At 37.3% G+C, this 9,109-nt stretch carries 10 protein-coding genes; 5 read left to right on the top strand and 5 right to left on the bottom strand.

Going from position 1 to position 9,109, the window contains the following annotated elements:
- The 3 genes from QZU45_RS05195 to QZU45_RS05185 all read right to left on the bottom strand — a co-directional run.
- Window positions 1-1,391, bottom strand: a 1,391-nt coding sequence (locus QZU45_RS05195) for a transposase (protein ID WP_295352460.1), incomplete at its 3' end; no start/stop codon positions are given.
- 233 nt (window positions 1,392-1,624) lie between these two features.
- A complete protein-coding gene (locus QZU45_RS05190; RefSeq protein WP_295352459.1) occupies window positions 1,625-1,810 on the bottom strand; it encodes a hypothetical protein in 186 nt (61 codons plus the stop codon).
- 56 nt (window positions 1,811-1,866) lie between these two features.
- A complete protein-coding gene (locus QZU45_RS05185) occupies window positions 1,867-3,627 on the bottom strand; it encodes an AAA family ATPase (RefSeq protein WP_295352456.1) in 1,761 nt (586 codons plus the stop codon).
- A 441-nt stretch (window positions 3,628-4,068) separates the two neighbouring features.
- Between QZU45_RS05185 and QZU45_RS05180 the strand changes: the two genes are divergently transcribed.
- The 3 genes from QZU45_RS05180 (at window position 4,069) to QZU45_RS05170 (ending at window position 6,281) form a co-directional block, all read left to right on the top strand.
- Window positions 4,069-4,497, top strand: coding sequence for a hypothetical protein (locus QZU45_RS05180; RefSeq protein ID WP_295352453.1), 429 nt, complete (start codon window positions 4,069-4,071; stop codon window positions 4,495-4,497).
- 56 nt (window positions 4,498-4,553) lie between these two features.
- Window positions 4,554-5,447 carry a metallophosphoesterase gene (locus QZU45_RS05175; RefSeq protein ID WP_295352450.1) on the top strand — a complete coding sequence of 298 codons (894 nt, stop codon included), beginning with the start codon at window positions 4,554-4,556 and terminating at the stop codon, window positions 5,445-5,447.
- A gap of 198 nt (window positions 5,448-5,645) precedes the next feature.
- Window positions 5,646-6,281, top strand: a complete 636-nt coding sequence (locus QZU45_RS05170; protein WP_295352448.1) for a zeta toxin family protein — start codon at window positions 5,646-5,648, stop codon at window positions 6,279-6,281.
- Between the two features lie 28 nt (window positions 6,282-6,309).
- Here the strand turns inward: QZU45_RS05170 and QZU45_RS05165 are convergent, their stop codons facing one another.
- Window positions 6,310-6,576, bottom strand: coding sequence for a hypothetical protein (locus QZU45_RS05165; RefSeq protein ID WP_074841743.1), 267 nt, complete (start codon window positions 6,574-6,576; stop codon window positions 6,310-6,312).
- Window positions 6,577-6,701: 125 nt separating this feature from the next.
- Between QZU45_RS05165 and QZU45_RS05160 the strand changes: the two genes are divergently transcribed.
- Together QZU45_RS05160 and QZU45_RS05155 are read left to right on the top strand one after the other, a co-directional pair.
- Window positions 6,702-7,241 (top strand): DUF4143 domain-containing protein, encoded by a 540-nt coding sequence (locus QZU45_RS05160; protein WP_295352445.1) that lies wholly within the window; start codon window positions 6,702-6,704, stop codon window positions 7,239-7,241.
- A 205-nt stretch (window positions 7,242-7,446) separates the two neighbouring features.
- Window positions 7,447-8,394 (top strand): hypothetical protein, encoded by a 948-nt coding sequence (locus tag QZU45_RS05155; protein ID WP_295352442.1) that lies wholly within the window; start codon window positions 7,447-7,449, stop codon window positions 8,392-8,394.
- Window positions 8,395-8,609: 215 nt separating this feature from the next.
- Here the strand turns inward: QZU45_RS05155 and QZU45_RS05150 are convergent, their stop codons facing one another.
- Window positions 8,610-9,002: a hypothetical protein gene (locus QZU45_RS05150; RefSeq protein ID WP_295352439.1), complete on the bottom strand. Its 393-nt coding sequence runs from the start codon at window positions 9,000-9,002 to the stop codon at window positions 8,610-8,612.
- Between the last annotated feature and the right edge of the window lie 107 nt (window positions 9,003-9,109).

Genomic DNA, 9,109 nt, shown 5'->3' with positions numbered 1-9,109 from the left:
ATAGTTTTCACAACTGTAGGGAGATCTTTAAAAGTCTGTTTGTCACGTAAGCTAGCTTCTTTTCTAGTACACGATTCCAATATCCTGTCTAGTTGCTTGTGGATTGCTCTATATATAGAACTTCGTACTCCATTGGTAAAAGATTTAATGAGTGCATCTGTAGCTTCAAGCACAGTGTGTATTCTTAGAATACTGAAGGAGACCTCTGATTTAGCAATCCTCTTTGCAACAGTAGCAACTAGCTGTTTAAAACTGTACGTCAGTATATTTCCTAGCATAAAGGTAATAATCACATCCAGAAGGCTGGAGTTTATTGTTCTCATGCCGTCTCCTGACTGCAGTGCCTTAAAAGTAAGCTCAGAGCCTTCCCATCTACATCTGTAAAGCAGGTAGACAGCCTTTGCTGGAATTTTATCCATTGGCAGATTGGTTCCGTAGTAGGAGAATTCCCCATCAGGATTTCTAACTCTAACCACTCTTGCAATAACCTCGTTACCACTGTCACTGATACGTTTAACCAGCATGTCTATGTACTCTGATTTGATGTTGTCTGGGATTTCACAGGATGGAGCCTTTCCTATGAGTTCATCAAGGCTTTCTCCTGTTTCCCCATCAACAGCCATTATCACGGTTCCCTGAACATTGGTGCGATAGCGAGTTAGGTGGAACTGACTTCTGTCTGCATAAAGGGGCTCACCGTTGTAATCAATATAGCCTCTGTCTTTGATGTTCAGCATTCCCTCTCCATACTCGTCAGCTCTTACCTGTTCACGTTCTGAGCCGGTACCTTCGGTTATGGAAAGATGGGATATGGTTCCGTTTACATTAGAGAATGCCATATGTACTTTGATACCAGCGTTTTCCTTCTGAACTCCTCTCTGAGTGCTTTTTCTACCTGCAGTCTTACAGTTGAAGTTTTTTCTGCAGGATAATCTTACAAAGAACCCGCTGCCGTCAACCGGAACAACATCAGTTATACCAACAGAAGAGAGGATTTTTACCAGCTCAAGATGTTCAGAACAAGGATTGTCATTTCCAATGTAAGAGTAAATTCTGAGGATTAACTTTTCCAAAAATTCAACAATCTCTGGCTTCCTAAGCTGATTATGAAAGGCTTTGTCAGAAATATGCTCCTTGGCATATTTACTGTAATAATTCAGTCTGAAGTTGTTAATAGTGTATTTGGCTGAAGATAGCATTCCACGATCGTTAAAATCAACAAGAGCACAAACGAAAGCTACAATATCAAAGATTCGAGAACGTTCAATAACACCGCAATGTCTGGCAAGCGCAATAATCTCTTTAATGGAGATCACGCTTTCGATTTTTTTAACTGACATCGGTTTGTTAAGAGTAGAGTTAAAAAAATTAGCGTTATATAATTCAGACATGAGCTTCTCCTGTTGTTGTTTTTTTTTGCAATTTAAATATTAACAGAGAAGCTCTTTTTGTTTTGATCCTGGCGTCTCAAAACCGTGTCTCAAAAATAGTACAAAAACAGACTTTTAAAGAACTCCATACCTGTAAAAAGATATGGAAAACCATGCAGAAATTAGTGAATTTGACTACAAAACAAAATAAGAATTTGAAGCAAATCAAACTTCATATTTTTTATGATTAATAATCAATTAGTTACTAAGATCTTGGGCATGAATCCGGATAGGTTCTGACGTCTGTATCCGACATCATTGTAGAAATCCTCTATTTTATAGTTGAATAGAGCAAAGAATCTGACTATGAAATCAACACCTATGCTATCTTTGAGAACTCTCAGTTTTGTCTCTCTATCATCCGGACTTACCTTTTTCATAAGAAGCTTTTTTCTGCATTAACCGTTGGTAACATTGGTTAAAAGCTCTATATTTGTTAGTTAATTTTCTTACATAATCTGCACTCTGAGCCAACAAAAACGATGGCATAGCTGTCAAGCGGACGATTCCCAACCTTCTCTTTGAGAACCGTACCCTCACGGTATTTTTCAATTTCCTCTCTAGCTTCTGCAAATTTTCCTTCTACTGCAGATTTGCTGTCATCCTTTTTATGTAGATATTTAAGTTCGAGAAGGAAATAGTGTCCGTTAGGATAGATATTCTTTACTAGTACATCAGCAAAGCCTTTACCAGTGTAAAACTCTGTATAGGAGGTAAGCTGTCTCTTTCTACTGTTATTAATGATACTGTCACAAATAAGCTGCAGCGCCATCTCAGAGAATTTTCCAAGAGACTGAGGATTAAGCTTGTTCTCTATATGCTCTGTTATAGTCTCTAAGAGAGGAGTTATATCTGCAGTTTCCTCATACATAGCGGCTAAATCTTTGTTACTATCTGCTTGATAGCCAATAGCCTGACGACAGTAATCTAAAAAAAGTTTTTCATAGATTTTATTTGGAATGACAAAGCTTGAAATGCCTTCCTCTCTGGTAGCTTCAGTATCGATTGTCAAATAGCCTAAATGATAAAGCAGAGATATCATCTGCGCTTTATCAAAATAATCTGTACTGTTCAGATTCATCTTGTCAGGGAGTTTTGTGACAATTGGCTCTTTATTAAACATTGCTTTGACTATTTCTTCCCTAACATCATCCTCGCAGAGACTCAGCATTCCTCTTAATTTGCCGGCATCATCATTTAGAGAAATTTCATTTGGATCAGGAATTCTTTTTCTTGAAATAAGAGCATCAAGATATGCAAGACAGAGATTAGAATTAAATATCTGTTCATTGGCATCTTCAGAAAAGGAAAAACCGTCAAAGTTCTCTTCCATTAAATTAAGAATCTGCTCTTTTGTAACGCCTGAAAGCAGTGATAAATCTACAGTTTCATCAATTATTGCTGACAGTTCATCATGTGTAAAACCAATCATTTCCTGGAAGTCTGGCTTTGAACTGATATTGGTTGCAATATTAAAACCTGATGTTACAGAATCTAAAGAAACAGATGACACGCCAGTAATAAAGAATCTGTCAATACCTCCATTACGATTGCCACGATAATTGGATTTGAGCAGAGCATAAAACTGTTTAATTAAACCTTCATGACCTTCTGCAGTTGAAGTTATATCTTTAAAGGATTCCTTGTCTTTTGTCAGTATTTCATTGGCAAAATGGTCATACTCATCAATGATGACATAGAGATATTCTCCAGCTTTAGCATTTCTAGAGAAATTTCTCAGAAATCTAGACATTACATCAGTTGCATTCTTGTATAGTGATGGCTCAAGTTCTTCTGCAGTAAGTCCATACTCAGGATATTTGTCACTAAAGAAGGATATACCGTTTATAACCGCATTTATAAAACTGTCATTTAACTGTGAAGCATCAGATAAGACATAGGAAAAATCGAAATGCAAAACGTAGTAGGAACTAGCAAGTGGTGTTCTGTGATCATAAATCCATGTGTCTTTGAAATTCTTTTCAAACTGATCTTTTTCGGAAATATCATAGTAACTGTGGAGCATACTTGCGGTAAGGCTTTTTCCAAAACGTCTAGGACGCAGGAAAACGGGAACCTTTGTACCGGCTCTATTCTCAAGGTAGTCAATAAATCTGGTTTTATCGACGTAAATGGCGTTACTTTCTCTGATTTCAGATAATGTACACATTCCTACTATGATATTTTTCTTTTTCATTCATATTCCTTAAACATATTCATTACAAATTATATAGAAACATATAAAGAAAGTTGATGTTTTTATGCTTATATTGACGAATAATGCTCTAAAGAACAGTTTAATTGTGGAGCGGTGCAAGGTCTTTTGTTCTATATAGATCCTGTAAAAGGCATTTTCTCCTGAGTTTAATTAAAAAGTGACCAATGTTCGTATCGTTTGGTCAACGTAATAAATTCATTTTTCTCTCAAAAAACATTATTTACATTCTCACGATTTCAGAGAGTTCTAATCGCTACAATAGAAACATAAAAGCAGCCCTTAAACTGTATGACATGCCCACTAACACATGTTCGTTCCAGATTTAAATCATTAGAAAAATTTATTTGCTGATTAGTCTGGATTGGCTGGCTGGGGCAGTCAGATTATGCGGTATTTAGAATACATAAACGGAGAATAACTATGGAAGAACTTCAAATCAACGGAGACTTCAGCAAACTTGGCGGTTTCGCAAAGGACATTTCTGAGTTCAAAGAGTTCTCAATGGACGGTTTCAGATGTTTTTCCGCCAGACTTACCAACAGATCTGTTGACTATTACATCGGATATGTAGCTTTTGGTAATGAATACAGTACAGCTGTTGATCTTGCTATTGAGAACAGCGGAGAACTTCCAGAGGAAGTTGAAATCACCTGGGAGAAGAAGATTCCTCCGATACTAAAGAGATACGAGCATCTTTTTGAAGGCCTAATCTTTCTTGGAGTGGATCTGAATCATATGTATGACAGAGAGAAAGGCGTATGCCTTGATGAAAAGAAGCTGCATTACGAGCTTAAGACAGTAATTGAGTTTGTGAAAAGTTTTACTGATGGCAGCTCTCGTCAGGAGTAAAAGAGCGCATTAGAACTTTCAGAATATACATTTCTTCAACATAGGATCGTGCATAAATGACAACAATGGATAAAGAAACATTTGTTACACCTTATTATGAGGTTAAAGGATTCAGTCCTACAGAAAAGTTGTTTGTCATGACTGATCTGCATGGCTGCAGTCAGGCTATGTCACGACTGCTTAAGCATTATGACGGACAATCGAAAGTGGTATTTCTTGGTGATGCTATAGATCGTGGCCCTGACAGCTACGGTGTTGTAAAAAAACTTTTGGAACTTGATGCACTGTGTATTCTTGGAAATCATGAATTCATGTCCTTAGAAGAGCTGTATCCGGAGACGGTTTATTTCAAAAACTATGCACCGTTGTGGCATACCGTAAACGGAGGAGCAAAGACTCTTGATTCCTTTGACAAAGCCATTACCGAAGGTGCTGATTATATCGAGAACAGGAATAAAATCAGATTTCCAAAAAACTATGATGACTACATCAGACGCTGTCAGTCACATTATCTATGCGGAAATATTCTTTTTACCCACTCAGGTATACCGCTTCACGAAGAGGTTAAGTTCTTCGAAGATCCGTTTGATGTAGAAAACTTTGACGATACCTTCCTCTGGTGGAGACCTAGAGAAAATAAAGAAAGGTATCTATATGAGCCTCGTATATTTAACGGTCAGAAAGTTTTCTCTGTAAGCGGACATACTCCAACTAATCCAGGCTTTGTAAGACAGGATTATGGAATAGAGCTTGATACAGGTCATGTATTGAAGCTTGCGCTGGAAATTGAGCCAGATTCAGATAGAAAAAACTGCAAATACAGGCTAATCGGTACTCTTTGCTATGAAGTTCGACTTGATGAGTCTTTCGAATACGGATGCACTGTTGAAAGATTAGTAGAATCATATAAAAGGAGTATTGAAAACCAGATTATCTGCAAAGCTATCTAGACAATAGAGAAAAATAAATTCAACTCCAAAAAAAATGCGTAGAAGAACTAGCCATGCTATAGTGGTTTAATTAACGTCATTAAATTCTCAGTTTTTCGCTTAACTTTTTATGGGATCTCCTCATGGTTAAACGTGGGTTTTCTTGCTCGCATAAGATATAATTATTTAAAAGTTCATAAGAAGTTAAGGTCTCAGAACATGGTAAATAATTCTCAAATTGTTCTTTTAATTGTTGCAGGATCAAATGGTTCAGGAAAGTCTACTATTTACGAGAATTTTAAAAATACCGTTCCAGAATATAGGAATCTTCCTCTTGTTAATCCAGATGTGATTACTTACAACATAGTAAAGGAAATGGGATTCAACTCTATTAACCAGTTATCTGTAACCGAACAGAATATAGCGAATCTTAAGGCGGCTAAAACTGCACTAACTCTTAGAAAAAAAATGATAAGAGAAAAAACTAGTTTTGCAGTAGAAACAACTGCATCTTCAAGAAGTATCATCGATTTGGCTGATAAAGCAAAAGAGCAAGGATATAGAATTGATTTACTATACGTAACAGTTGGTTCTCCTCTAATGAATATCAAGAGAGTTCACCAAAGAGTTATAAAAGGAGGACATAACGTTGCAGATGCAGATATCCTAAGAAGATACAATAGATCTCTTCTCATATTACCTGAATTGATAAAAAGAACTGATACAATCTATGTTTATGACAATGAAAACAGTCCTGAAATGATTTTTTTTAAGTCTGCAGAAGAAAGACAGTTTTTCACAAAGAAAAAACTACATGTTGATTTTATTAAAAAGATTTTTTCAGAGAGTAATTAAACTGAGCAGAATAAATGTTGCATATTCTCTATTTGATTAAAAATCTGTCCTTCGGGCAAGGTTCTGTATAAATCTTCCTTCCATCTGGTTTGAGCTCATAGATCCCCTTTGAATCCATTTGCATCACAGGAATTCCCAAACTCCAATCTTTTTCAATTGCTGCTTGAACATTCTGTTTAACAATTTTAGGATCGGTTATTTTTCTGAAAAACTCCTCTGCTATCTCAGGTGTATTTTTGCTTAGATCATGCTGTTGAAGAAATTCTTCCACAAGCTCGTCAACACTTTTACTCATGCTCATTCCTCTGTTATTTCTTACCTTAATTATAACTGATGCAGGTGAAAAAAACACGTTTTCATCCGAGGGGGTATTGCTCGCAATCTCAGCTTGCTAAGGAAAATAAGAAGTTTGTTTACAGCATGTTAAAGAAAGGTGGAAGAGCCAAAGAATTTGAAGATGCTATTCAGTGGCTTAATGATGCAGGGCTTATCTATAAAGTTGAAAGAGTAAAGTCGTTATCAATGCCGTTGAATTTTTATGAGGATTTTGGTGTATTTAAACTTTTCCTGTCAGATTTAGGTTTGCTTGGAGCACTTTCTGAAGTTAAGGCTAAAAATATTCTTATAGATAATAATATATTCTCCGAATACAAAGGAGCTTTCACTGAACAGTTTGTAGCTCAGCAGCTTATAAGTAATAAAGAACATCCTTATTATTACTCAAAGGATAATTCCACTTTAGAGCTAGATTTTGTAATTCAGAAGGACAAGGTGTATCCAATTGAAGTTAAAGCAGGAGATAATGTCAGATCAAAAAGTCTTAAAACGGTAGTCGATGCGAATGAGGAAATGCAGGGCTGGCGTTTCTCCATGAATGGATATATTGACCAGGGATGGTTTGTTAATATTCCACTTTACCTTGTAGAAGAGTTTGTAAAGTCAAAGGATGAAGATGATTAAACTGCCAGGTATATTTATACGTAATAAAACACAGCTCTCTTTTTTCTCATTGTTATATCAGCAATTTTTGTAAAAAAATATTATCAATCATCTATAATAAAAATATCAGTGCTAAAACAGTTATCTCTATTTAGCTCTGAAATTACTGATTACACGATAATAAACTGCTTAATTCTTCACCTGCAGCATAAGGTTTTACATTATTATGAAGTTCAGCACCAAGTTTCTAAGAAGTCTTCTGCTTATACCCACACTGTGTATGACACCTTCGTACGCGGCGGTGCAGTCAGGATGGGAACTGTCAACTTCATATATCTGGAGACTTAACGACGATTCAGATTTTGTCTTCACCAAAGGTTCTCCTGCCAAGATTCTGCAGATGGACCGAACCATCCGTCATAGACAGGCTGTTCTTAATGTTGTCCAGTCTTTAACAAAAAAGTTTTCCTTCAGAGTAGGGTGTATGTATCAGAGTCAGACTCCTGCACTAGGACTTGATCTGACAACTCTTGATATTGGCATACGTGATCTTGAGCGCGGCTTTGTCTATGCCAGAGTGATTGTAGACAGTGGTCAGGAGTATTCCCTGCGAGGAGAGATTATTCCTCCTGCCAGAATCATTTTTGCTCCTTTAACTGCCACTCAGGAGAAGAAACTCTCTGATCTGTTTTTGCAGATCTCCGAGGGGGGAAGTCTTAAGATTGCCGTTCTGCAGGGAGAGACTACCGAACCTCGAGTCTATAAGATCCCGCTTGAAGGCTTTTTTGATATTTCCAAAACTGTCCTTGATGACTGTAAGAATCTAAGTGCTCTGGCAAAAGATCACCGTGGTCCGGTTACCTTGCTGCCAGATTATATCTCAAGAGAACCAAAAGGACTTGCGCCTAAGGATTACTCCGTCAAACCAAAGAAAGGTTCTGATGGCTTAACGCCTGAACCGGATGTGGCTGAGGATACTATTGATCCTGTAAGTGAGCCGGAGAAGAAAGAGGCAGAACCTGCTATCAAGCCATTTGAACCTGGTGGCGGAGCTGCTTCAATCGGTGAGGATGGCAAGCCTATCATGGCTACCGAGGAAAAGAGTGAAGAGAGTAATCTTGGAACTGCTAAATCCATGCAGATTGGTGATGACGGTAAGCCTGTAAGTCATTGACATCTCCCCAAGGCCAAGCCTGGGGCTTTTCGGCAATCTTTGGTAATGCCCAGTTCCATGTGGCTTATTTATCTGATACAACATCTGCTCCTGCAATTATCATCTGCCAGGAAGTGACTGTTATTACTTCCTGCAGATAAGGTTCATTTCAAAAAAGCAAACGGGAAAGAACTTTCGCTCTTTCCCGTGCATTCAGAGTCCTCCTTTGGAAGATACTAGAAGAAATACTGTAACATCAGTGACCATGCCACGTAGCCTAGACATGCAAGCAGGAGAATAGGTACGGTAATAGAGAATACTTCTCTGATAATATAACCGAAGTCCTGTATCATAGAACCGCAGTATACAAAAGGTACCTTTAACTTCTGTGACATATTCAGCTTGTTAAACTCGGTTTTAAACTCGCTCCAGCTGATCTGATTCCTAATGAAGGCAAATACGAAGCTGTAGTCCTCGGTAACGTCTGTGTTATCATCAGGAAAGAACTGATCATCAGCAAATGGATCATCGTCATATCCTGAAATCTGAACTTTCTTCTTAGGAATCTTAAAATGCCAGTCAGAAGATTGCATGTGTTCTGGAGCAATTAATCTGTTGGTTATAGTCATATCGACCTCCAGTAGCTACTTATGTTTGTTTGACTGCTGTGGAAACTTATAAATTTATAATGCAAAAAAACTAAAGCAAAATATTTCCACCTCGCATTATAAGAATA

Source organism: uncultured Succinivibrio sp., assembly GCF_902756765.1.
In the GTDB taxonomy this organism is placed as follows: Bacteria; Pseudomonadota; Gammaproteobacteria; order Enterobacterales; family Succinivibrionaceae; genus Succinivibrio.
The sequence above is the reverse complement of the archived record's forward strand: the minus strand, read 5'-3'. Positions and strand labels throughout refer to the sequence as shown.

What these genes read in the sequence shown, in the direction of transcription:
- QZU45_RS05190 (WP_295352459.1), bottom strand. Translation starts at nt 1,810, where the DNA reads ATGAAAAAGGTAAGTCCGGATGATAGAGAGACAAAACTGAGAGTTCTC.
- QZU45_RS05165 (WP_074841743.1), bottom strand. Translation starts at nt 6,576, where the DNA reads ATGAGTAAAAGTGTTGACGAGCTTGTGGAAGAATTTCTTCAACAGCAT.
- QZU45_RS05185 (WP_295352456.1), bottom strand. Translation starts at nt 3,627, where the DNA reads ATGAAAAAGAAAAATATCATAGTAGGAATGTGTACATTATCTGAAATC.
- QZU45_RS05160 (WP_295352445.1), top strand. Translation starts at nt 6,702, where the DNA reads ATGTTAAAGAAAGGTGGAAGAGCCAAAGAATTTGAAGATGCTATTCAG.
- QZU45_RS05150 (WP_295352439.1), bottom strand. Translation starts at nt 9,002, where the DNA reads ATGACTATAACCAACAGATTAATTGCTCCAGAACACATGCAATCTTCT.
- QZU45_RS05155 (WP_295352442.1), top strand. Translation starts at nt 7,447, where the DNA reads ATGAAGTTCAGCACCAAGTTTCTAAGAAGTCTTCTGCTTATACCCACA.
- QZU45_RS05180 (WP_295352453.1), top strand. Translation starts at nt 4,069, where the DNA reads ATGGAAGAACTTCAAATCAACGGAGACTTCAGCAAACTTGGCGGTTTC.
- QZU45_RS05170 (WP_295352448.1), top strand. Translation starts at nt 5,646, where the DNA reads ATGGTAAATAATTCTCAAATTGTTCTTTTAATTGTTGCAGGATCAAAT.
- QZU45_RS05175 (WP_295352450.1), top strand. Translation starts at nt 4,554, where the DNA reads ATGACAACAATGGATAAAGAAACATTTGTTACACCTTATTATGAGGTT.